The following is a 21,717-nucleotide window of genomic DNA, read 5'->3' as shown; positions in this document are numbered from 1 at the left end:
TCGCGATGATGGTTCTCGGAATCGGTCTCGCAGGCGCGCTCTGCGTCGTCCTGGCGGTGTGGGGCTTCTCGCTCGTGCGCGCGGGCGAGCGGGTCGCGCCGTCCGCGGTGCCGGTCAAGACGAAGGCGAAGAAGAACGACGCCTTCATCCTCAACGTGATCGCCGACATCATCGGGCGGCCGTTCACCGGGCTCGCGATGGAGTTGCTCGCCCCGTGGCGGGCGAGCATCCGCAAGCGCATCGACGCGGCGGGGCGTCCCGGCGGCATGACCGTCGAGTCGTACGCGCGGACGACGGCGGGCTACGTCATCATGTTCGCCACGCTGGCACTGCTGATGATCGCCATCGGCCAGCCGTTCTTCGGGCTCCTCTGCCTGCTCGGCGCCCTGCAGAACGAGGGCGTCCTGCGGGGGCGGATGAACGCCCGGCAGGACACCATCCAGCGGACGCTGCCCGACTTCCTGGACGTGCTGGCGGTGACCGTGTCCGCCGGCCTCAGCTTCCGCGTGGCGCTCGACCGGGTCGCGGGCAGCATGCCAGGGCCCCTGGCGGACGAGTTCATGGTCGCCCTCCGCCAGATGGAACTGGGGACCTCCCGACGGGAGGCGTTCGAGGACCTGCGGAACCGCAACAACTCGGAGGCGCTGTCGTCGTTCGTGACCGCGCTGCTGCAGGCGGAGGAACTCGGCGCCCCGCTGCAGACCGCGCTCATGGACATCAGCAAGGACATGCGGCGCGAGTCGTCGCAGTGGGCAAAGCGGAAGGCGCAGCGCACCACGCCCCAGATCACCGCCGTCAGCACGGCGCTCACCCTGCCCGCCGTGATGCTGCTCGTCCTTGGGGGGATGTTCTTCGGCTCGGGAGCGAACCTTGGTGGATTCTTCGGGAACTGAGCGCCGCGACGGCGCGCGGGAGACGCTGTCCGACCGGGTCGGCGCGGCCTTCCAGCTGCTGATGCAGGTCAGGATGCTCGTGGCCGCGATCACGCTGCTGCTGATCCCGCGGGACGGGCTCGTCCCGCAGGCATTCGTCCTCGTCACCTGCATCGTGCTGCTGTCGTGGCTCGCGGCCAATCACTGGAGGCTGCTCGTCCCCTGGCTGCTTCGGCATCCGATCCTGCTCGCCCTCGACATCTGCGTCTCCTTCGCCGTCCTCGGCATCGGCGGGACGTCCGGGCCGTTCTTCCTGTCGACCGTCATCACCGCCGCCGTCGCCGGGTTGCTGTACCGGTGGCCGGGCGTGGTGGGCGTGAGCGTCATCCAGATCATCCTGTACTACGGGACGCTGGCCTTCTCGCTGCAGAACGAGGCCGTCGTCCTGGACACCTTCCAGTCCGTCATAGGGCAGCCCGTCTTCTACCCCCTGGCCGGGTTCGCCGGTGCCGCGCTCCGCAGGCTGTTCGACGAGCAGGCCAGGATCGAAGACGCGCACCGCCAGGCCGAGGTGGTGGCGGCGGCCGCGGAGGAGCGGGCCCGGCTCGCCCGGGAGATGCACGACTCGCTGGCCAAGACGCTGCGCGGCATCTCTCTGGCGGCGGCCACGCTGCCGGTCTGGATCCGCAACGAGCCCGCCCGGGGGATGGCGGAGGCCGAGCGCATCGCGGCCGCGGCGGAGATCGCCTCCCGGGAGGCCCGCAACCTGCTGGACGAGCTGCGCAGCGAGTCGATCATGCAGTCGCTGCGCGAGGCGGTCGAGGAGACCGTGCGGCAGTGGTCTGCGGATGCGGACGTCCAGGTCGCCCTCGAACTCGACGAGCGCGCCGACCTGCCGCCCATGGCCCGCTACGAGGCGGTCGCGATCCTGTCGGAGACGCTGACCAATGTCGCCCGGCACGCCGAAGCCCGGCAGGTGCTGGTCCGGCTCGCGGCCGAGGGCGCCGACGTCGTGGTCACCGTCCGCGACGACGGCAAGGGCTTCGAGGTGAAGGAGCTGCCGGTGCTGGCCCGCGACGGCCACTACGGGATGGTCGGGCTGCACGAGCGCGCCGCCCGGGTGGGCGGGACGGTGACGGTCCTGTCCGAGCCGGGCGGCGGGACCACGGTGACCACGCGGCTGCCCCGCACCACACCTGCTGATCAACGTCTGGCCGAGGTGAGTTGAGTTGAGCGTTCCGAGGATCATGGTGGTCGACGACAACCTCGTCGTGCGGTCCGGCCTGATCTCGCTGCTGGAGGCCTCGGGCTTCGAGGTCGTGGGCGAGGCCGGCGACGGCCGGACCGCGCTCGACCTGGCGGCCGAGGTCGAACCCGACCTGGTGCTCCTCGACGTGCAGATGCCGCTGATGGACGGCGTGACGGCGGTGAAGACGCTGAGCGAGAGCACCCGCGTCATCATGCTGACCTACACCGACGACGACCGGGTGATCCGGGAGGCCATCGGGAACGGCGCCACCGGCTACCTGGTGCACGGCACCTTCTCCGCCGACGAACTCGCCGCGGCCGTGCGCGGGGCGATCAGCGGGGTGCACTCGCTGTCGCAGGCCGCCGTGTCCGCACTCGTGGGCACGCCCGGCGGCCGCGGCGGACACGACCCGGCCGCGGCGCGGCCCCCCGCCCAGGCTTCGCCGGCCTCCACGGCGTCCGATACCGCGGGATCGGCGCCGCGCCCCTACGAGACTCCCGACACCGACCGCTACGGCCTGTCGGCCCGGGAGGCGGAGGTCATGAACCTGATCGTCCAGGGGCACTCCAACGGGGAGATCGCGGGTCGCCTGTTCCTCGCGGAGAAGACCGTGAAGAACCACGTGAACCGCATTTACGCCAAGCTCGGCGTGACCTCGCGCGCCTCGGCGATCGCCCGCTGGCTCGGCACGGCCGGCCCGGAGGGGCGGTGACCCGGACGGCGGTCGACGGGCGCGGCGCCGCCGGTGCGGGCCGCCCGCCGGACGGGGTGGGCTCCTGGGCCCAATGCGGATTGGGCCCGTATTCCGCCCCGGATTGGGCCACCGGACCCTGGGGGAAAAGCACTCGGCTCCCTAATGTTGTCATCAACGCGGAGGGACCAGAGAGCCAGGAGGAAAGAAATGAACCTCGCCCCCCTGTACGTGACGCTTCAGACTTTTGTCCTCGACCGGATCGAGCGGGTCAGGAACGACTCCGACAAGGGCGCCAGCCTCATCGAGTACGCGGCGCTGCTCGTCCTGGTCGGCGCCATTGTGGCGGCGCTGTACGCGGCTGGTATCGTCGGCAAGCTCGACACGGCCGTCACCAACGCCCTGACCAAGATCTTCGACGGCTCGGCGACCTGATCGGATCCCGTCCGCGGGAATCCGGCCGGCCTGCAGAGCACGCCCACGGCGAAGGGAAACCGTTACTTCCGACGGTTTCCCTTTCGCCGTTGTTGTGGTTTTTGTCATGTCAGTCGATCGAGTGGCGGACGGATCAATGGAGCAGTCAGTGGGAAACAGGAAGCGGCGGCAGGCGGGCGGCGCCGGTGCGCGCGGCCGGAGCCTGCGGCTCTGGGTGGCCGGGGGCGCGGCACTCGGGCTGGCCCTGGCCGGCTGCAGCGGCGGAGACGACGGCGGCAAGGCGAGCCCGGCTCCGTCCAAGGGCGGCGGGAACGGGGGCGGGACGTCCGCCAAGGTCCTGCAGTCGCAGCCCATGGCCCACGCCGACGGTCCCGCGCACGCCGAGCTGCTGGCACTGACCCCGTCCGCGAACAACACCGTGACGCTGCGGGCGAGGATCGTCAACGACGGCCCCCAGCGGATCAGGCTCTCGCAGATCTTCGTCGACACCGGGCGGCAGAACCAGGTCGCCGGCCTGCTCGGCTCCGGGGGGCTCGCCCTCGTGGACGGGGCGGGCAACAAGATGTACCACCCCCTGACGGCCGGCGACGGCCACTGCCTGTGCAGCGACGTGAACAACGTCGAGGTCCAGCCCGGCAAGGCCCAGGAGCTGTACGCCGTCTTCCCCGCGCCGCCGGTGAAGAACGTCATGGTGTGGGTGCCGCTCGCGCCCCCGTTCACCGACGTCGCGATCCCGAGCGGGTCGGCGGGCCCGGCGCCCGGCCAGACCCTCGACCCGGGGTCCGCGCAGCTCGGCCGGCCGGTGGTCCGCCCGCTCATCGGCACGTCGGAGGGCGCCGCCGAGGCGATCGACCAGGACGGCAACGACACCCGGGTGCGGCTCTCGGCCGACGTGCTGTTCGCCCTGAACAAGGCCGACCTCACCCCGCAGGCCGACGCCACCCTTCAGAAGGTGGCCAAGCAGATCGACGCCTCCCGCGGCCCGACGGTGACCATCGACGGCTACACCGACAACTCGGGCAACGACGCCATCAACAACCCGCTGTCGCAGCGGCGCGCCCAGGCGGTCGAGGCCAAGCTGAAGGGCCTGGTCACCCGGCAGGGCGTCGACTTCAGGTCGGCGGGTCACGGGTCCGCCGACCCCGTGGCGGACAACTCCTCCGAGGAGGGCCGCCGCAAGAACCGCCGCGTCGCGGTGACCTTCGCCCGCCCGCCGGAGCCGGCGCCGCCGGCCGCGCCGCCGAGCGCACCGCCCGCGTCCGGGGGCGCGCTGCCCGTCGTCGCGTCGGTCAGGCCGAACATCAAGTCTCCGCGGGAACTGGACACGGCGGCGAACAACCTGAAGTTCGATGTCAACGCGGTGCACCGCGACGCGGGCGGCCTCGTCACGGTGAACTGGACGCTCACGAACATGTCCGACAAGGTGACGGCGGTCGCCGCCGGGCTCGGCAGGCCGCAGTCGCTCGAGTACTCGGGGCCCTCGACCAACGGCGCCCGCCTGCTCGACCCCGCGGAGAAGATGCGGTACTGGCCGGTGCGCAACAGTGAGGACTCCTGCCTGTGCACCCAGCTCGCCAACCGCGCCCGCGGCGAGCTCAAGCCCAAGGAGAGCGTCACCTACACCGACGTCTACAAGGTGCCGGCGAGCGTCACGACCGTCGACGTCGAGCTGCCCTGGTTCACGCAGACGATCCCGCTGAAGGGCCTCACCATCAAGTGAGCCCCAGGACGAGGGCCCGGCGGTCCGGCGCGCGGACCGCCGCGGCCCTCACCTTCGGGCCCGGCGTCGCTCCGCCGATCGCACCGCGGGGTATCCGCCGCGGGGCCGTCTGAGGACCCCGAGCCCAGGGGACTGGGTCCATGCTTGGGTCCGCGGACCCTGCCATTCGCGAACGCCCGCGCATAACGTCGAGAACTATGCGCCCACTTGCACAGCGACGGTCGAGTGACCTGGGTGACGCGCCGGACGAGGGCGTGATGGAAACGGCCGATAACGACGCCGTCGCGTCCGGGGACGACGGCGCCGGAACGGGTACCGGCACCGAAAAAGAAATCAACCCCGAAACAAAGACCGGTACCGGAGCGGCGGCGGCCGCGGGGGAAGAGAGCGCGGAGTCCGGTCGGCGTCTCCGCCATCCGGGAATGGGCGCCGTTTTCGGTGCGGCATGGGTCTTGTTCGGCTGTGCGATGGGGTTCGGAAGGCTGAGCGACAACTCCTACTTCTGGCACCTGCGCACGGGCCAGTGGATTCTCGACCACGGATTCCCGCGGGGCGACGTCTTCTCCTACACCGCGCCCGGGACTCACTGGGTCCTCCAGTCGTGGTTGGCGGAGGTCCTCTACGCCGGGCTCGACCGGACGATGGGCCCCCTCGGGGTCCGGCTGCTGTGCGCGGTCACCGGCGGAGTCGTCGCCTACCTGGCGTACCGGATGGTGGTGCGGCTCGCGGGCGACCACGTCAAGGGCGCCTTCCTCAACGTCCCGGCCGTGCTCGCCTCGGCGATGCTGTGGGGGGAGCGGCCGCTGTTCCTCGGCATCCTCGCGTTCCTGCTGATCGTGTGGGTGGTCGAGCTACCGGAGTCGGGTCTCGGCCGGCGGCCCCTCGTCTGGATCCCGCTGATCGTCGCCCTCTGGGCCAACGTGCACGGGACGTGGGTCCTGGGCGGCGGCTACCTCGGGCTGCACCTGCTCGGCCGGTGGCTCGAAGGCGCCCCGCCCTGGCGAGGGCGCGAGCTGCGCCTGCTGCAGGGCTCCCTGATCGCCCTCGTCCTCTGCGCCGCCAACCCGTACGGCATCGAGATGGTGACCTTCCCCTTCCACCTGATGGGGATGAGCGACTTCCTGAGCAACGTCGCCGAATGGGGGTCACCGGACTTCCGCGCCCCCCAGGGCGCGCTGTTCGCGGCCTGGACGGCGGTGGTGCTCGGCGTCCTCGCGCTGGCGCCCGTCCGGCCGTCCCGCCGCGACGTCCTGGTCACGATCCCGTTCGTGCTGCTCGGGATGTGGGCGCTGCGCAACATCGCCATCGTCCCGGTCGTCACGCTGCCCATCACGGCGCGGCTGCTGGCCCGGCCTCGCCCCGACCCCGGCCGCCGGACGAACTGGGTCCTGCTCGCGGCCATCGCCACGGCGGGCTCGGTCTGGCTCGGGAACCTCGCCGCGAAGCCCGACTACGAACTCGACGACTACCCGGTCGCGGCCATGCACGTCCTGCGGGACCAGGGCCTGATGGGGCAGCGGATGTTCACCTCTGACGTGTGGGGCGCCTACACGCTCAAGGAGTACTCGTCGCGGCAGAAGGTCTTCATCGACGACCGCTACGACATGTACCCGAAGAAGCTGCTGTTCGAGTACCTGGACGTGCTGAACGTCCGGCCGAACTGGGAGGCCGTGCTCGATGAGCACGGGGTGTCGGTCATCGTGTGGCACACCGAGCACCCGCTGACCCGGGTGCTCGACCTGAGCCCGCACTGGCGCCGCGTCTACCGGGACAAGACCGCGACCGTTTACGTACGGAAGTAGGGGATGTGAGGAGATTTCCCGTGCGCTGGCTCGGGGCCCTAGCCGTCACGCTGGTGGCCGCGTGCGTCTGCGTGATCACCGCGGCCGGGCTCTGGGGGCCGTCCGGCGCGGTCGCCACCACCGACCGCTGCCTCTGCCTGCTGGGCTCGCCGCCGTCCCCGTCGGGGCTCGTCATCTCGCTGTGGGTCGCGCTGACCGCCGGTGCCTGCGGGACCGCGGCCGGCCTCGCGGCACTGCGGCGGGGCTGGCGGCCGCGGCCCCGCGTGCTGGCGGCCGTCGGCCTGCTGATCGCGGCGGTGTTCGTCGCCCTTCCGGCGATGGGCTCCACCGACCTGCTCAACTACGCGGCGTTCGGGCGGATGAGCGCGCTCGGGCACAGCCCCTATGAGATGACGCCGATCGAGCTGCGCCGGCTCGGCGACCCCATCGGCCTGCTCACGACGAAGTCGTGGGAGGACGCGCCGTCGGTGTACGGTCCGGTCGCCACCGCCACCGAGTGGGCGGCGTCCCGCCTCGGCGGCTCGTCCATGGCGTGGACGATCTTCTGGCTGAAGGTGTGGAACGGGGCCGCGTTCGCGCTCGGCGCGCTCGCCCTCGACCGGATGGCCGGGCCGGACGCCGCCCGCCGGGCCCGCGCTCACCTGCTCTGGACGCTCAACCCCCTGCTGCTCTGGCACCTGGTCGCGGGCGGGCACGTCGACGGGCTGGCAGCCGGGCTCGCGGTCACCGCGCTCTGGGCGGGGCTCCGGGCGGGGCGGGCCGCCTCGCGGCTCGGCGGCTTCGGCCTCGGCGCGGCCGCGGGCGTGCTGCTCGGCGCCGCGGTGGCGGTGAAGGCGCCGTTCGCGGTGTTCGGGCTCGGTCTGCTGTGGGCGGCGCGGCGCTCGCCGCGGGCCCTCGCGGGCGGCGCACTCGGCACGGTGGCCGTGCTGATCCCCGGCTACGCCGCGACCGGGCCCGAGGCGATCCGGGTACTGGTGGCGCGGGGCGCCGACCCGTCCTGGATCGGCACCTGGAAGATGATCATGATCGGGACCGGCGCGCGGCCGCCCGGGTGGGTGCTGTCGTGGGGTGCGCTGCTCCTCACCGTCCTGGTGGCGGCGGTGTTCCTGCGCGGGCTGCTGCCCGGCTTCGGCAGTGGCCGCCAGGCGGACCCTCAGGCGGTCGCGGTCCGGGTCGCGCTCGCGGTCGGGATCGCCTGGACGGTCGTGACGCCCGTCTACTTCCCCTGGTACGAGGCGATGCTGTTCCCGCTGCTCGCGCTCGTCCCGGCGTCCCGGCTGGACGGCATCGAGATCGGCCGGACCGGGGTGGCGTCCGTCGCGTCCGTTCCCGGCCTCGGCGTGGTGATCCACGCGGTGCCGATGCAGCTGACCGCCGCGATCACCGCGATGATCGTCACGCCGCTGGTGCTCATGGTCACCGGAATCATGCTCGTGCACGGCAGCCTGGCAGGCGGCCGCAGGGCGAAGGACCGCCCGCTGGACGGGGTCGTGGCGGAGCGGCCGGGGTCAGGCCCGGTCGATCGTCACGTCGTCGAAGAAGGCGACGCTGGCGGGGGCCGCGTAGCGGCGGCCGGGACGGCCGGCGAGGAGCCCGGCCCGGCCGGTGAGGGGCCCCTCGGCGGAGGCCCCCTCGGCGACCTCGTGGCCGTCGACCCATGCCCGGACGCGGGTGCCGCCGCCTGACGTCTCGCACAGCATCCGGATCTCCGCCGCGGCCCCCGGGCTCGCCGCCGCGTCCGCCGAACGGCCGAGCTCGGCATGGTTCCGCCCGGACGTCCTGCGTATGGCGATGTGCCCGTCGCGGGCGAGCACGACCTCGAACCGGGCCGTTCCGTCGTCGCGGCAGTACAGGCCGCCCTCGTCGCGCGGCTCCTGCGACACGACCCGCACCTTCGCCCCGATCAGCAGCCGCGGGGGCAGGGCGGACACCGGCGCGGCCTGCGCGCCGAACTCGTCGGTCGAGTTCTGCGAGATCGTGTAGCCGCCGTTCTCGTAGCGGTGGAAATAGTCGCTGATCCCGCCCTCGTTCCAGCCCTTGGACCTGTCGGAGAAGTCGTCGTCGAACAGGTGCTGCTCGGCCGCCGGCGGACCGCCCGCCGCGTCCAGCACCATGAGCGCGGTCGCGCCGACCGCGGCGGCCGCGCACAGCGCCGTGACGGCCCAGGCGGCGCGCCGCCGTGCGGCTGTGCGCCACAGCCCCGAGTTCCGCAGCGTCGTCAGCAGGGTTCGTCCGTCGTGCGTCCAGCCCCGCCGCCTGCGCATCGGCTCCGACCGGCGGTTCGCGGCGGGCGGCAGGGTCACGAAGCGCGCCGCGTTCGCCGGATCGGGCTCGCCGGTGAGCATGCGCAGCAGTTCGGCGGCGTCGGGACGCTCGGACGGGTCCTTCGCGGTGGCGCGCTCGACGATCCGCCGCATCTCGGGGGCGAGGCCCTCGAGTTGCGGCTCCCCGTAGACGGTCCGGTACAGGATCTCGCCGACGTTGTCGCCTGGGAACGGCGGGAGTCCCGTCGCCGCCCACACCACGACGCAGCCCCAGGTGAACACGTCGGCGGCCGTGGTGACCGGCCGTCCGATGAGGCCCTCCGGCGCCATGAAGGACGGCGTGCCCATCGTCTCGCCGGTCTGCGTCATCCGCCCGTCGGTCTCCAGGGTCCGCGCGATGCCGAAGTCGATGACGCGCGGCCCGAAGGGGGAGAGCAGGATGTTCGCCGGCTTCAGGTCGCGGTGCACCACCCCCGCGCCGTGGATGGCCGAGAGCGCGGCCGCCACCCCGACGGCGAGCGCCTCGAGGTCGGCGCCGCGCAGCGGGCCGTTCTCCATCACCGTCTCTTCGAGCGTCGGACCCGGAATGTACTCGGTGACCACGAACAGCCGCTCGCCGTCCACGTCGGCGTCCAGAACGGGCGCCGTGCAGAACGGCCGCACCCGGCGGGCGGCCTTCACCTCGCGCCGGAACCGTTCCCGGAATTCCGGCCGTGCCGACAACTTCGGATGAATTTCCTTGATCGCGACCTGTCGCCGCTCTTCGTCCTCGGCGAGGTATACGGTGCCCATTCCGCCGGAGCCGAGGACGCGCAGCAAACGGTAACGTCCGAGCCGTTCTCCGGGACGGCGCGTGCCGTCCGCGCTCACCGAGGACATGGCGCTGACCGTAGCCACCGGCCCGGGGAGCCGCAAGCGCGCGCGTCGGCGGTGACGGAATGTACCGCTAATGGGCCCCTGGGCCCTGGCTGCCCGAGTCCCCCGGCGTCTAGGGTCCCCAATGGACAGTCGTGATCGACGCCGTAGGGGTGTGACGGGGAATGCTGCAACGGCTCATGTCCGGGCGGAGCCGGAACGGGGACCGGGGCGCCGCCACGACCACGGTCATCGTGGGAATGGCGCTTCTGCTCGTCGCGGGCCTTCTGCTGTTCAGCCGCGTGGCCCATGCGAACGACTTGCGCACGAAGGCGCAGACCGGTGCGGACGCGGCCGCGCTCGGCACTCTCACGCCGTTGCGGGACCAGGCCGTCGGATTGGCGCTGGAGGGAATCGATCCGTCCGGCGCCGGCTACTGGCTGGTCGACGGGTCCGCGAGCGACCACGCCAAGGTCTTCGCGAACAAGAACAACTCCCAACTCATCGGCGAGGCCCATCTCACCGGACTCTTCGGCAACACGGCCAAGGTCAAGACGCGGACCAACGACTGCCAGCTCAAACGCAAGGAAGAGCTGACGGACAAGGAGAAGGACGACCTCAAGCACCACCGGAACCTGTGCACCGACACCGGCGGCAAGAAGGGGATCGGGCGCTTCGGCACCGCCACCGCGATCGCCAAGGTCTTCTACCCCGAGTGCCACTACGAGTACGATCCGCAGCCGCCGGACAATCCCGCCGACCCGACCGGCGGCGCGATGACCGGAAAGCTGATCTGCGGAAACGGCGTCCAAGCCTTTCCCAACGGCAACCGCGAGCAGGTCGAGCGGCTCTTCCGGGTGCGCCTCGTCGACCGCGAGGACCCCGTCCAGTACACGGGTCTCCCCGACGGCCTCGGCGGCCCGGCGGGCGGTGGCCCCGCCGTAGTCTCGGAGTGCATCAAGACCGGCAAGAAGCCGGAGGACAGCCTTTCGTTCGGCGCGCGCGTGGTCGCCTGGGCCCTGTGCTGGCAGGGGACGCCGTACTCGTGGGGCGGCGGCACCTACAGCGGCCCGAGCTACGGGATCTGCTGCTCACCCGGTGGTTACAGCGGTGCCCACACCTTGGGCTTCGACTGCAGCGGCCTCACCATGTACGCCGTGTACCAGGCGTCCCACGGGAAGATCGCCCTGGGCCACTTCACCGGATCGCAGGTGAGCGACAGCCGGGGCCAGAGGGTCTCCACCAGTGCGCTCCAGCCGGGAGACCTGATCTTCTTCGGTGCTTATCCGACCCATCATGTCGCCATATATTATGGTGATAATAAAATGGTAGAAGCGCCACAGACGGGGAGCTGGGTCAAGATATCCACGCTTCGCTCGCCCTCGTACGCCATGCGTTTCAACGGCTGACGGGCGGAGCCGCCACCGGGGGCCCAAGGAGAGGGCCTAACCGCGGCGGGTCGACTGGGCCCCGTGAAAGGGACTCGGGACTCTGGGGCCGGGCCGGTTTCGGTCCTACCTTGTGCGTATGCGAGTCCTGTACGGTGCGTGGTCGTCGGCGATCCTCGTGTGCGCCGTCGGGTTCGGCGCCCTCATCGTCCTGGAGCCCGCCGACACGGGCGACGACCTCGACCAGGTCCTGCGCGTCCACCTCCCGTGGGTCGTGGCGAACTTCCTGATGGGCTGGGCGGCCGGTGTATACACCCGGAACGCGCTCACCGGACCGCCCAGGATCCTCGCCGTCCTCGCGGTGCCCCTGGTCGCCACGGTCGCCGGGCTCGCATTCGCGGTGCCCCGGACGTCGAGCGTCCTCGGTGTCGTCCTGCACTTCATCGAGACGCTCTTCGGCGTGGCCGTCGGCCTGGCGATGGCTCGCGGCCTGTCCCGCACCCAGGAGGACCTGGACGTCCCGGACCTCGAACCGGGATGGGAGGGCTTCTACGACCAGGCGCTCCCTCCCGACACCCCGGCGGAGCAGGTACCGGGCACACCCGAGGCGATGCGGGCGGACGCGCAGAGGGCCCCGCTGGGCGAGGTGACCGAGCTCCGGCCGCCCCAAGGGCAAGGGCCGCGACGCCCGGCCGTACATCGACCGGTGCCCACCCCGCTGAGGGAACCCGCACCGGCGCCGGAGCAGCCGCGCGAGCTGCGGCCGCCAGACCGGCGACCGGCCGCCCCGCAGGCGCCCGCCCCGCAGGCGCCCGCCCCGCGGCCGCAGGGCGCGCCGGAGCGCAGCCCCGGGCCGCCTCCGAACTTCGGTTCCGTGCCGCGCGACCGTCAGACGTGAGCTACTGGATCCCGCTGACCTGGTTCGCGGGCGGCGCCTGCACGGTGACCGGGGAGCCCCACCGGGTGTAGGTGGCCTCCCAGCGCGCCTTGCCTGCCATCGTGACGGTGAACTTCTGCGGCAGGCCCTTGCCGTCCACCCACAGCGACCACGGCAGCGTGTCGACGCCACCGGAGTCGAGAGCCTTCAGCGCCGGGTCGCTGGACAGCGCGCCGGTGCTCGTCTTCCCGTCGTAGCGCTGCGCCTCCTGCCCGTTCACCTGCTCCTTCACCGGCTTCCCGGTGAAGGAGCCGTTTCTGACCAGAGCCAGCCCCGTGTCGGCGGTGATCTCACGGAACGCCTCGTCGACGCCGTCCAGCAGCGTCTTCAGGGTCCGCTGGAGGTCGTCGGCCTGCTTGCTGAACTGCGGCTCTGGGGTCCCGGTAGGCCGCGCGGCCCCGATGTCCGGCCGGGCGAGACGGGCCCAGGGCTTGCCCGGCTCGATCTCCTCGCCCTCGTTCCGCACGTAGACGATCCCGTCCAGCAGGACGGCGTGCGTTCTGCCCTCGTCGCTGATGGTGAGTTGGGCGGTGGGGGTCGCCGTGTCGGTCCGCACGTCGCCGTCGGCCCGGACGGAACTGCCGTCCTCGCCCATCGAGGTCATCTGAACGTGGAAGGCGCGCGCCGCCTTGATCTGCCGCCCGATGGTCGTCACGAGCCCCGCCGGATCCTCCGGAAGCGTCACCGGGCCGACCGTGGCCGGCGCCGCCTGCGTCGGCGTCGGGCGAGGCGACTGGGAGGCGGCCTTCCTGTGCTCACCGCCGCCCGTGCACCCGGCCGCGAGGACGCCCGCGGCGACGAGGACGGCGAGGGGGACTTCGCGCTTCATGCCCGGAACTCTAATCACTGGATCGCCCGAAGAATTGGGCCCCAGGGCCCTGTGCCGCGCCCGAGGCCGTGTGATGCGCTGACAACTCTGATTCGGGGTGTTAGGGGTGCGTGTTGGGATCGGGTTGGCGTCGCGGGGACAGAGGCGCTTCGGTCGTCGAGTACGGTGCGATCCTTTTGCTGGTCGGGGCCATCGTCACGGCCGTCACGCTTTTCGCGATCCCGGACAGGGTCTCCACCTCGACGCGGGGCGCGCTCTGCCAGATATTCGACCGCAAGGACTGCGACGACAAGGGCAAGCCCGGGTCGGACACGCCCGGCGGGACGCCCACGACGGCGCCGGGGCAGCCCGGTGTCGACCCGAACGCCAACGCACTGCCCGGTTCGCCGGAACAGGCCGCCTACGACGCCGCGAAGAAGCGTGCGGATGCGGCCGGCAAGAACACCGACAACCTCGGCGAACAGGTGAAGCAGGCGGGTGAGGAGCTGCTGAAGTTCCTCTCCGAGCTGATCGGGATCGACGATGCGCTGAAATGCATCCACGGCGACATCAAGGCGTGCCTGTGGACGCTGGTCGGTGTCGTGCCGTGGGGCAAGGCGTTCAAGCTCCTGAAGAAGATCCCCGCCGCCGTCAAGCTGGGCAAACGGCTGAAGAAGCTGTGGGACGCGATCGCCGCCGCCAAGAAGGAGAAGCAGGCCGCGGACGCCGCCCTCAAAGAGGCGGAGAAGAACCTCGCCAAGAAGAAGGCCGCCCAGAAACTGGCCTGCAAGGTCCCGAACAGTTTCGTGGCGGGGACAAGAGTGCTCATGGGCGACGGGCCGCCCACACCCATCGAGGACGTACGCGTCGGCGACACGGTGTGGTCCGGTGACCCCGCCTACGGGGTGAGCGCGCCGCGCCGGGTGACCGCTCTGATCCGCGGGAACGGCGTGAAGCACCTGGTGCACATCACCATCGACCCCGACGGCGTCCGCGGCGGGGCCACCGCCACCGTCACGGCCACCTCGGGCCACCCGTTCTGGCGCCCGGACGAGCGGACCTGGACCGACGCGGGCGACCTGCGCCCCGGCGCCCGCCTCGCCACGGCGCGCGGCGGAGACGCCCTCGTCGTCGCGGTCCGCCCCTTCACCCGCGTCGAGCGCGTCTACAACCTCACCGTCGCCGACCTCCACACCTACTACGTCGCCGCCGGCCCCGAAGACGTCCTCGTCCACAACAGCTGCCAGAAGCCGGAGGACGTTCGCAAGAAGCTCGACGAGGCGCTGAAGAGCACCGACCCCGACAAGCAGCTCGAAGGCAAGCTCGGGCAGAGGCTGCAGAAGTGCCTGACCGAGTTCAACTACAAGTTCCCCGCGGCCGGGGGCGTCGACGCCGGCGAGATCGACGCGGCGACGCCGGGCGCGATCATCGAGGTCTACAACGGCGAGAAGTCGGACTTCGACGGCAAGAGCAAGCAGATGACGAAGTACAAGAACCATCCGGAGATCAACCCCGGCGGCAAGCGCGCGGTGTACGTCCTGGCCCCGAACGTCTCGGAGTTGGACAGGGCCAGGTTCCGCAAGGAAAATGGCGTCAAGGTGTTCGGCAGCCTCGACCACCTCGTCAACGACCTGCGGCGCACCGGTGCGTGCTGAGGGGAGCCGATGTCGCGCAGCGTGATGGTGCTCTCGAGCGCGCCGGTGACCCCCGCGGAGTTCCTGGACGTCGTCGGCGCGCTGGGCGGTGAGAAGAACGTCGGCCCCGACGGGACGCCGAGCGGCACCGTGGAGCGCGACGAGGGCCTCATGCTGGTCTACCCCTTCGAGCCCGACACGCTGCCCTACGGTCCCGACCTCCTCGCCGCCTACGGGCGGGTCCTGGGCAGCCCGCCGCGGTCGCGGGCCGTGGTCGAGGTGAGCAGCGATCCCGGGAGCGAGTGGCTGGCCGCCGAGTACGTCCTCGCTGCGGCGGAGCGCTGGCCGGTGGCGGTGGACGACTTCGGCGAGCAGATCGTCGGCATCGAGGAGTTCCAGAGGCGCCTGGCGAAACGGCCGAGCGGCTTCTTCCTGCCGGACGCGTGGTACGACCCGAGCCCCGCGGCGGCGCGGCGCGACCGGGTGGTGGACGTGACGCTGCTCCTCCCGGGGACGGTGGAGCCGGCCGGCGTCACGCGGCTCGTCCGGTCTCTCGGCGGGCAGCTCGACCCCGACGACCGGACCGACGCGCTCCTGGAGCGGGGCGCGGCGCGGGTGTGGCTTCGGGCGGCCGGCCCCGGGGAGGCGCCCGTGGACCCCGGGAAGATCGGCCTGCACCGCGAGGTGCTCGGAGAGCCGCCGTACAACTCGGTCGCCCTCGAAGTGTTCGACACGGCCGAGTCCCAGACGCTCGCCGCGGAGCTGGTGGAGGCCGCCGCGGCGCACTGGCCGGTCCTCGTGCGGGGTGTCTCCGGACAGGTCATGACCGTGGGGGACGTCCGGGACAGGGTCGCGGCCGGGGCCGTGGACGTTCTCGATCCCTAGGTCCGCGGGCCCGGTCGTTGGGCCCCCGCGTGCCGCGACGGCGGGCGGGTGGACGGGCGGCTTTTCGGGCCTGGGAATGGGTCCGGGGGCCCTGGGGAGGGCATTAGTCCGCAAATAACCTTCCGGCATGCGAAATGGACTCGGCCGGGCCGGCATGCGGCGCGACGGCGGGGCCGCGACGATCGAATATGCGGTGCTGCTGGTCATCGCCTCGCTGCTGATCGTGGCGCTGCTGCTCATGGTGCCCAACCCGGTCGGGTCGCATGTCAAGATCGCGCTCTGCAAGATCTTCGGCGGTACCGACTGCTCGTCGCAGCCGTACAACTACAAGCCGCCGGCATCGGCGTGCATCACCGGCTCCGACTCCAAGAAGGTCGGCTACTCGGTGACCGCCTTCTCCGTCAAGGTCGGGCAGAACTTCCAGTTCGTGAAGATCAAGTACGCGGACGGCAAGGTCCGGATCATGATCGTCCCGGCCGACTACAAACTCGGCGCGGAGGCCGAGATCGGCGGCAAGCTCCAGTTCGGCAAGGGCAGTTTCGGCGGGGAGCTCGGCGCGAAGGTCGAGGGGTCGGTCAACTTCAAGTACGGCGACACCTGGATCTTCCCCGACGACAAGGCCGCGGGCGACTGGCTGGACGACGTGAAGTGGGACCTCGCCCGCAAGGAGGGCGAGAAGGTCAGCCCCGGCCTCTGGGTCTTCGACAAGGTCACCGGCTGGAAGCCCAGGACCCGCGACCCCGAGATCACGCAGTGGGAGGTCGGCGCGGAGGGCGTGCTGAAGGGCGCCGCCGGTTTCGGCAACCTGACCAGCGACTCGTCGGGCAAGAAGTCGGTGAAGGACATCGGGACGGGCCTGGAGATCGAGGGCAAGGCCGGCGACGCCGTGCTCGTCACCAAGGACCAGAGCGGATCGGAGAAGGACGGCTACCCGCTCACCACGTACTCCTTCCAGGTGAAGGGCGCGGTGAAGGGTGGCGCCAAGGCGCTCGGGTACGGGCCCGGCGGGGAGAGGTCCTACATCGGGCAGACGCGGGTCACGTATGACAAGAACGGCAGGCTGAAGAGCATCACCTGGCTGACCACGCAGGAGACGAACTCCAGCGAGGGGTACAAGAACCCCGGGAAGAAGAACGCGGGCGGAACGGGGACCGACAAGCAGGTGTCGGTCACCGCGACCACGATCAACTTCGACGACTCCAACCGGGCGATCGGCGAGAAGTGGATCCACGACAACGCGTTCCTGATGCCGTTCCAGACCATCCGCAACACGTTCGACGAGAACGGCTCGGTGGTGTCGAAGGACCCCGGCCCGAACGGTGACCCGCTCGACAAGCTGCTCTACGAGCGCGGCCTCGTCAGCCGGAACGTCTACGCCGGCGACGTGGACGAGTTCAAGGTCGGCGCCGAGATCGCCGCTGAGCTCAAGTTCGGCATCGAGGGCGGATACGAGGGAGAGAAGCAGCAGATCGTCGACTCCCAGTACCTCGGCGCACCGCAGAATGGTCAGCGGACCTTCCAGCAGTGGCCGGAATGCGCGAAGAACTGAGGGAGCCGACATGGGTGCGAACAGGCTGAGGATCGCCGCCGCCGCGGCGGCCGCCGTGGCGGTCGCGGGCACGGTCGCGGGCTGCGAGTCCGGCGGGTCGGGGGAGACGCCGGACGGCTTCGTCCGCGGCGACGCGAAGGTGCTGTCGATCGCCTATCCGAAGGACTGGCAGCGCGGGCCGGAGGCCGGCCTGGCCCTGTCGATGCAGGCGCCGGGGCAGACGGCGATCCTGTCGGTGATCAAGGATGCGGCGGAGCGCGGCCGGCCGGAGATGCTGGAGGCGACCATCGAGGCCGGACCGATGATGAACGCCAAGGGCTACCACCGCACCGGCTCCAAGGCGATCAAGATCGCGGGGGCGAAGGACGCGCTTCGCATCGACTACACCTTCACCGGTTTCCGCGGGACGAGCGCTCCGGGCCAGGGAGTGGACGTCGGCGTGATCGGCAAGAACGGCCATGTCCATGATGTGCGCCTCCTCTGGGAGCGCGGCAAGCTCAAGGACGACGTCGTGGACGGCATCATCGACTCGATCAAGGTGAGCTGACATGGTCAGGCTGGTGGGTGCCTGGGGCGCGTCCCTGTTCGTCTGGCTGCTCGGCTTCGCGGCCGTCGCGCGGCTGGCGTCCGGCGCCCCGGGCGGCGAGCCGTTCACCGACGTCGACCGGATCCTGCGGCTGGACCTGCCGTGGATCCTGATCAGCATGACGATGGTCGTGATGGCCGGGGCCGTCCAGCGGGACCGCTCCAACCAGGCGCGCTGGCTCGCGAGCGTCCTCCCGATGCCGCTGGTGGTGACCCTCGCCGGGATCGCGGCCCCGATCGGCGGGAGCGGCGACACGCTCTCGGCCGTGCTGTACGTTGCCGAGGGTGCGGCCGGCGCGGCCGCGGGGCTGGCGCTGGCCGTGGTCATCAGCGTCAAGAACGACGGGCTCGGCGGGTACTGGTGATGTCCTGATGTCCTTCTGGCTCCTCGCGCTCCTGGCCCTGGCGTTCGGCGTCGCCTTCGTCGTCGGCGGGATCCAGCGGTACCGCTCGGGCCGCGAGTTCATGGCCTCGGCGCAGCGGGTCCCGGGGGTCGTCGCCGGAATCCACCGGGTCGAGAGAAGCGACAGCTACGAGTTCTTCCCGGTGCTGCGGTTCCGGACGATGGAAGGCGCCGAGATCGAGACCGTCGGGCAGACGAGGGGCGGGTCGTTCGAGTTGAACCGGCTCAAGGGGCGCCCCGTGGCGGTGCTCTACGATCCGCGGAACCCGCGCGAGGCGCGGATGGACACCTCCTCCGGGCGCGCCCTGTCCGGATCGGTCGGCATGGTCGCCGCCGGCTGCGTCTTCGCGGTCCTCGGTCTCGTCATGCTGTTCGTGGCCGCGACCTGACGTCCGCTTCGCCGAATTGGGCCCTGGGGCCCATGTGGTGCGGCGGGCGCGGCCGATTGGATGGCGCGGGGGGCGTTCCGCGCACCCGTCCGGTCGGACGTGCCGGGGCGAGGAATCCGGTGGATCGGGGCGAGGATCGATGGCGGCGTTGGTGCTGGTGCCCGTCGGGCTGGTCGTCGGGCTGCTCGCGGCGCCGTTGGCGGCGCCGTACGTCGGGGACGTCCCGCGCCGCCGCCGTGTCGTCCTGGGGCTGGTCACCGCGGTCCTCTACGGCCTGCTGGGGTGGCGGGTCGGCTTCGAGCCCGTCCTCCCCGCGCTGCTGTACCTCGCGGCCGTCGGCGCCCTGCTCGGCTTCATCGACGTGGCCGTCAAGCGGCTGCCCGACCGGTTCACGCTCCCCTCCTACGGCATCGCGGCGGCGCTGCTCGCCGCGGCGGCGCCGTTCACCGACGCCGGCCTGCACCGGTTCGAGCACGCGCTCATCGGCATGGCCGCACTGTTCGCGCTGTACTTCGTGCAGGCGTTCCTGGTCCCGTCGGGGATCGGCCTGGGCGACGTCAAGCTGTCCGGCGTGCTCGGCCTCTACCTCGGCTGGTTCGGGCAGGACGCGTGGGTGGTCGGCCTGCTGGTGACCTACCTGCTCGGCGGCGTGGTGGCCGTGGGCATCATGATCGTCCGGCGCTCGCGCAAGGGCGAGTTCCCGTTCGGCCCCTACATGCTCGCCGGGGCCCTCGTCTCGGTGCTGGCCTTCGCCGCCGCGGCCGGTTGAGGGGACGGGATGGGCGTCGTCGTCGCGTGCCTGATCACGTTGCTTGCGCTGGGGCTCGTCTGCTCCGTCCCGGTCTTCCTGGTCGGAAGGCTCAGGTTCCTGGGGCGGGCGGAGCGCACCCGCGGCAGAGTGGTGAGCCGGGTCCTGGACCATGACGGGACCGGCGCGTCCAATCCCGTTCTCGAGGTCCGCTACCGGGCGGCGGACGGGCGGGAGTACACCTTCGAACAGAAGACGACGCAAACCTGGAAGGTCGGCGAGGTCGTCGAGGTCCTCTACGACTCCGCAAGGCCCGCGCGCGCCTACCTGAAGTTCGGCGTCGCCTACGTGCTGGCGATGGCCGTTTTCATGCTGGCGTTAGGACTCGGCTTAGGGTTCCTCGCCGTGCAGATGTGGCGGGCATTGGTCTGAGGCGAATGGTCGGCGGTCTCCAGGTATTCGCCGGTGAGAGCGGGTGGCGTCGTCCCCGAAGGGCGGGGTGTCACAGGCCGGTCGCGTTCGCTGCGGCTACGGCGATGCCTATGGCCATGACCAGCGGTCCGATCGCGAACAGCTGCAGGTAGTGGACGCCGAGGCGTTCGGCGGTGTCCTCGGGACGGGCCGGGTCGTAGACCACCGTCACGGGCTTGCCCGGCTTGGGGCCCGGAAAGGAGTGCAGGGAACTGGAGGCCTCGACGGGGCGCCCCTGCGGGGTGGTGAACCGGAACCGCCCCACGCGGCTCCTGGTGCTCGGACCGCCGGGGCCCATCACGTCGTCCCGCCCGACGAAGACGCCCTCCGCGCGGGCCATCCGGCCTTGCAGGCGCAGCCGCGTCACCAGTTCGTAGACGCCGCCGCAGAAGACCGCGACCCCGAGGGCGACTCCGATCAGATGGCCCATCGTTTCCTCCTGCGGTGAGGTTCGGCGTGCGGCCGCACGCGGCGAGCGGTGAGCCGGACGGTGGAGCGTTCGGGGTCCGGGAGCCGGGTGTCAGCCGCAGAGTTTGCGGTCGGCTTTGACGCCGCCGCTGATCTTGTTGATGGCGGGTGGGGCGAGGCGGAGGCCGTTCTTGCCGATGACGAGGCGGATCCCGTCGGCCGGGGCGGCGTTGTCGGCGGTGAGGAGGGCGTCGGGGAGGTCGCGTGCCAGTGCCGACGCCTGCGCCTCGCCGGACGGGGCGTAGACGATGCGGCTCTCCGGCACGGCGGCGGCCTTCTCGACCTTGCCCGTCACCTTGAAGCCCCGCAGCCGCAGTTGCCGCACGACCCGCTTCACCAGGGGGTCGCGCGCGCCCGCGTCGACGACGGTGACGTGCACCTTGCCGGGCGCGGGCGGTTGCGGCGCCGCCCGGACGGGCTTCGCGGGTTCGGCGGGCAGCCGGTCGTCGTGCCGGATCGCCTCGAACAGCGGCTTCGCGAGCTCCTCGTTCCACTGGACGCGGTTCGGGTCCGGCGCGTACCCCTTCACCGGGACGGTCACGAACCGCACCTGGCCCGCGCTCATCCCCTTGAGCCCGTCCGCCAGCTTGCGCATGCCCGCCAGGTCCAGGTCGTCGTCGGTCGTCATCGACTTCGTGGCGGCCTTGAGGAACTTGTAGGTCTTCGCCGGGTCGGTGAGGACGGATCCGCTCGTGGCCTTGTCGACGACGGCCGCCATGAACTTCTGCTGCCGCTCGATCCGCTCCAGGTCGGACCCGTCGCCGAGCGAGTAGCGAGCCCGGACGTACCCGAGCGCGTCGTCGCCCTTCACGGTCTGCTTGCCGGCCTTCAGGAACAGCTCGGCGCGCGGATCGTTCACGGGCTTGTCCACGCAGATCTCGACGCCGCCCAGGGCGTCCACCATCCGCTTGAACCCGGCGAAGTCGACCTGCACGAAATGGTCGATGTGGATGCCGGTGAGCGACTCCAGCATCTTCCAGGTGCACGTCGGCCCCGCGTACGCGAACGCCGCGTTCAGCATTCCGAACTGCGCGGGGACTGTGCCGCCCTTCTCCTTCTTGCAGGACGGGATCTTCACCATCGAGTCCCGGGGGAAGCTGACCCCGACGGCCTGGTCCCGGTTCGGCGACAGGTGCAGCAGGATCGTGGTGTCCGACCGCGCCCCGGCCATTCCGGGCACCGCGTACTCGGAGTTCTCGCCCTCCCGCGTGTCGGACCCGATCAGCAGGATGTTGAGCGACTTGTTCAGCTTCTTCGGCCGGTTCGCGCCGAGTTTGTCGCTGACGCGCTTCTGCTCGATCCCGCCGACCAGGTCGTGGTAGAGCCACGCCGCCCCGCCGCCTCCGGCCAGCAGCACGGCGACGGCGCCGACCGCGGCCCACCGCAGTCCCCTGCGCCGCCGTCCGCCTCGCCGGGGCTCGGAGGCCGCCGGTGCCTTCCGGGCGGCCTCGTCACCCGCGAGGTCGTCGCGGCGCGGGTCTTTGTCGCTCATCGGTCCCGTTCCGGGCGGGCCCTGTCGAGGGCACGTGGTCAGAGTGATCAGCCAGTCTAAGGAGGTGTCCGA

At 71.2% G+C, this 21,717-nt stretch carries 20 protein-coding genes and 1 pseudogene; 17 read left to right on the top strand and 4 right to left on the bottom strand.

Annotation, left to right across the window (positions count from 1 at the left end; all coding sequences use genetic code 11):
• The first annotated feature begins 5 nt into the window (after positions 1-5).
• From K4S16_RS21835 to mptB, 7 genes and pseudogenes are all read left to right on the top strand, one after another.
• Positions 6-893: a type II secretion system F family protein gene (locus K4S16_RS21835; protein WP_149260870.1), complete on the top strand. Its 888-nt coding sequence runs from the start codon at positions 6-8 to the stop codon at positions 891-893.
• Positions 874-2,100: a sensor histidine kinase gene (locus K4S16_RS21830; RefSeq protein WP_149260869.1), complete on the top strand. Its 1,227-nt coding sequence runs from the start codon at positions 874-876 to the stop codon at positions 2,098-2,100. The genes K4S16_RS21835 and K4S16_RS21830 overlap by 20 nt, the downstream gene beginning before the upstream one ends.
• A gap of 1 nt (position 2,101) precedes the next feature.
• Positions 2,102-2,833, top strand: a complete 732-nt coding sequence (locus tag K4S16_RS21825; RefSeq protein ID WP_149260868.1) for a response regulator transcription factor — start codon at positions 2,102-2,104, stop codon at positions 2,831-2,833.
• 189 nt (positions 2,834-3,022) lie between these two features.
• A complete protein-coding gene (locus K4S16_RS21820) occupies positions 3,023-3,247 on the top strand; it encodes a hypothetical protein (RefSeq protein ID WP_149260867.1) in 225 nt (74 codons plus the stop codon).
• Positions 3,248-3,395: 148 nt separating this feature from the next.
• Positions 3,396-4,967 (top strand): OmpA family protein, encoded by a 1,572-nt coding sequence (locus tag K4S16_RS21815; protein ID WP_235036976.1) that lies wholly within the window; start codon positions 3,396-3,398, stop codon positions 4,965-4,967.
• A gap of 467 nt (positions 4,968-5,434) precedes the next feature.
• Positions 5,435-6,769, top strand: coding sequence for a hypothetical protein (locus tag K4S16_RS21810; RefSeq protein ID WP_149260866.1), 1,335 nt, complete (start codon positions 5,435-5,437; stop codon positions 6,767-6,769).
• 317 nt (positions 6,770-7,086) lie between these two features.
• A pseudogene (gene mptB, locus K4S16_RS45825) lies at positions 7,087-7,617 on the top strand (polyprenol phosphomannose-dependent alpha 1,6 mannosyltransferase MptB); the annotation flags it as partial.
• 660 nt (positions 7,618-8,277) lie between these two features.
• On the opposite strand, the gene K4S16_RS45820 reads toward mptB, so the two are convergent.
• Positions 8,278-9,912: a serine/threonine-protein kinase gene (locus K4S16_RS45820; protein WP_149260865.1), complete on the bottom strand. Its 1,635-nt coding sequence runs from the start codon at positions 9,910-9,912 to the stop codon at positions 8,278-8,280.
• A 161-nt stretch (positions 9,913-10,073) separates the two neighbouring features.
• On the opposite strand from K4S16_RS45820, the gene K4S16_RS21800 reads away from it, so the two are divergent.
• Positions 10,074-11,297 carry a C40 family peptidase gene (locus K4S16_RS21800; RefSeq protein WP_308800807.1) on the top strand — a complete coding sequence of 408 codons (1,224 nt, stop codon included), beginning with the start codon at positions 10,074-10,076 and terminating at the stop codon, positions 11,295-11,297.
• Positions 11,298-11,415: 118 nt separating this feature from the next.
• Positions 11,416-12,174 (top strand): hypothetical protein, encoded by a 759-nt coding sequence (locus tag K4S16_RS21795; protein ID WP_149260864.1) that lies wholly within the window; start codon positions 11,416-11,418, stop codon positions 12,172-12,174.
• Position 12,175: 1 nt separating this feature from the next.
• Here K4S16_RS21795 and K4S16_RS21790 read toward each other — a convergent pair whose 3' ends face one another.
• Positions 12,176-13,042: a hypothetical protein gene (locus K4S16_RS21790; RefSeq protein ID WP_149260863.1), complete on the bottom strand. Its 867-nt coding sequence runs from the start codon at positions 13,040-13,042 to the stop codon at positions 12,176-12,178.
• 176 nt (positions 13,043-13,218) lie between these two features.
• On the opposite strand from K4S16_RS21790, the gene K4S16_RS21785 reads away from it, so the two are divergent.
• From K4S16_RS21785 to K4S16_RS21750, 8 genes are all read left to right on the top strand, one after another.
• Complete coding sequence (locus K4S16_RS21785; RefSeq protein WP_149260862.1) at positions 13,219-14,676, top strand: Hint domain-containing protein; 1,458 nt, start codon at positions 13,219-13,221, stop codon at positions 14,674-14,676.
• Between the two features lie 9 nt (positions 14,677-14,685).
• The gene (locus tag K4S16_RS21780; protein WP_149260861.1) at positions 14,686-15,540 is read left to right on the top strand and encodes a hypothetical protein; all 855 of its coding nucleotides are present in this window, start codon (positions 14,686-14,688) and stop codon (positions 15,538-15,540) included.
• A gap of 127 nt (positions 15,541-15,667) precedes the next feature.
• Positions 15,668-17,089, top strand: coding sequence for a hypothetical protein (locus K4S16_RS21775; RefSeq protein WP_149260860.1), 1,422 nt, complete (start codon positions 15,668-15,670; stop codon positions 17,087-17,089).
• A 10-nt stretch (positions 17,090-17,099) separates the two neighbouring features.
• Entirely contained in the window at positions 17,100-17,636 is a 537-nt protein-coding gene (locus K4S16_RS21770) for a hypothetical protein (RefSeq protein ID WP_149260859.1), read from the top strand.
• A gap of 1 nt (position 17,637) precedes the next feature.
• Complete coding sequence (locus tag K4S16_RS21765) at positions 17,638-18,039, top strand: hypothetical protein (RefSeq protein WP_149260858.1); 402 nt, start codon at positions 17,638-17,640, stop codon at positions 18,037-18,039.
• A gap of 7 nt (positions 18,040-18,046) precedes the next feature.
• A complete protein-coding gene (locus K4S16_RS21760) occupies positions 18,047-18,466 on the top strand; it encodes a DUF3592 domain-containing protein (protein WP_149260857.1) in 420 nt (139 codons plus the stop codon).
• Positions 18,467-18,605: 139 nt separating this feature from the next.
• Positions 18,606-19,235 (top strand): A24 family peptidase, encoded by a 630-nt coding sequence (locus tag K4S16_RS21755; RefSeq protein WP_149260856.1) that lies wholly within the window; start codon positions 18,606-18,608, stop codon positions 19,233-19,235.
• A gap of 9 nt (positions 19,236-19,244) precedes the next feature.
• The gene (locus K4S16_RS21750) at positions 19,245-19,646 is read left to right on the top strand and encodes a DUF3592 domain-containing protein (protein WP_149260855.1); all 402 of its coding nucleotides are present in this window, start codon (positions 19,245-19,247) and stop codon (positions 19,644-19,646) included.
• A 70-nt stretch (positions 19,647-19,716) separates the two neighbouring features.
• Here the strand turns inward: K4S16_RS21750 and K4S16_RS21745 are convergent, their stop codons facing one another.
• Together K4S16_RS21745 and K4S16_RS21740 are read right to left on the bottom strand one after the other, a co-directional pair.
• A complete protein-coding gene (locus K4S16_RS21745; RefSeq protein WP_149260854.1) occupies positions 19,717-20,115 on the bottom strand; it encodes a DUF3592 domain-containing protein in 399 nt (132 codons plus the stop codon).
• Positions 20,116-20,205: 90 nt separating this feature from the next.
• Positions 20,206-21,645, bottom strand: coding sequence for an LCP family protein (locus K4S16_RS21740; RefSeq protein ID WP_149260853.1), 1,440 nt, complete (start codon positions 21,643-21,645; stop codon positions 20,206-20,208).
• Positions 21,646-21,717: the final 72 nt, after the last annotated feature.

Source organism: Actinomadura sp. K4S16 (genome assembly GCF_008327685.1).
Classification (GTDB): Bacteria; Actinomycetota; Actinomycetes; order Streptosporangiales; family Streptosporangiaceae; genus Spirillospora.
Note: the sequence above shows the minus strand (reverse complement) of the source record. Positions and strands in the feature narration are given on the sequence as shown.

Coding starts and splice junctions, on each gene's coding strand:
- K4S16_RS21835 (WP_149260870.1), top strand. CDS start 6: ATGATGGTTCTCGGAATCGGTCTCGCAGGCGCGCTCTGCGTCGTCCTG.
- K4S16_RS21820 (WP_149260867.1), top strand. CDS start 3,023: ATGAACCTCGCCCCCCTGTACGTGACGCTTCAGACTTTTGTCCTCGAC.
- K4S16_RS21810 (WP_149260866.1), top strand. CDS start 5,435: ATGGGGTTCGGAAGGCTGAGCGACAACTCCTACTTCTGGCACCTGCGC.
- K4S16_RS45820 (WP_149260865.1), bottom strand. CDS start 9,912: ATGTCCTCGGTGAGCGCGGACGGCACGCGCCGTCCCGGAGAACGGCTC.
- K4S16_RS21800 (WP_308800807.1), top strand. CDS start 10,074: ATGCTGCAACGGCTCATGTCCGGGCGGAGCCGGAACGGGGACCGGGGC.
- K4S16_RS21795 (WP_149260864.1), top strand. CDS start 11,416: ATGCGAGTCCTGTACGGTGCGTGGTCGTCGGCGATCCTCGTGTGCGCC.
- K4S16_RS21790 (WP_149260863.1), bottom strand. CDS start 13,042: ATGAAGCGCGAAGTCCCCCTCGCCGTCCTCGTCGCCGCGGGCGTCCTC.
- K4S16_RS21780 (WP_149260861.1), top strand. CDS start 14,686: ATGTCGCGCAGCGTGATGGTGCTCTCGAGCGCGCCGGTGACCCCCGCG.
- K4S16_RS21775 (WP_149260860.1), top strand. CDS start 15,668: ATGCGAAATGGACTCGGCCGGGCCGGCATGCGGCGCGACGGCGGGGCC.
- K4S16_RS21770 (WP_149260859.1), top strand. CDS start 17,100: ATGGGTGCGAACAGGCTGAGGATCGCCGCCGCCGCGGCGGCCGCCGTG.
- K4S16_RS21765 (WP_149260858.1), top strand. CDS start 17,638: ATGGTCAGGCTGGTGGGTGCCTGGGGCGCGTCCCTGTTCGTCTGGCTG.
- K4S16_RS21760 (WP_149260857.1), top strand. CDS start 18,047: ATGTCCTTCTGGCTCCTCGCGCTCCTGGCCCTGGCGTTCGGCGTCGCC.
- K4S16_RS21755 (WP_149260856.1), top strand. CDS start 18,606: ATGGCGGCGTTGGTGCTGGTGCCCGTCGGGCTGGTCGTCGGGCTGCTC.
- K4S16_RS21750 (WP_149260855.1), top strand. CDS start 19,245: ATGGGCGTCGTCGTCGCGTGCCTGATCACGTTGCTTGCGCTGGGGCTC.
- K4S16_RS21745 (WP_149260854.1), bottom strand. CDS start 20,115: ATGGGCCATCTGATCGGAGTCGCCCTCGGGGTCGCGGTCTTCTGCGGC.
- K4S16_RS21740 (WP_149260853.1), bottom strand. CDS start 21,645: ATGAGCGACAAAGACCCGCGCCGCGACGACCTCGCGGGTGACGAGGCC.